The following is a 229-nucleotide window of genomic DNA, read 5'->3' on the forward strand; positions in this document are numbered from 1 at the left end:
CCGTGTTCATGCACGCGACGGGCTACAAGAAAGCGCCGAACTTCGCGACCTATGACGTGCGCACGTATCAGAGCGCGTACCTCGCGGGCGTGGTGGCGGGCTACACGACGAAGTCCAACACGCTCGGTTTCGTCGGCTCGGTGCCGGTGCCCGAAGTCGTGCGCAATATCGACGCCTTCACGATGGGCGCGCGTTCGGTGAACCCGAAGGTTCGCACCAAGGTTATCTG

1 protein-coding gene is annotated in these 229 nt (G+C 62.9%); it reads left to right on the forward strand.

The genetic code is table 11. The annotated features are described in order from the left end of the window. A partial coding sequence (locus SB751_RS36010) for a BMP family ABC transporter substrate-binding protein (RefSeq protein WP_410749728.1) occupies window positions 1-229 on the forward strand: 229 nt, incomplete at both ends.

This window comes from Cupriavidus sp. SIMBA_020 (assembly GCF_046535395.1).
Classification (GTDB): Bacteria; Pseudomonadota; Gammaproteobacteria; order Burkholderiales; family Burkholderiaceae; genus Cupriavidus; species Cupriavidus campinensis.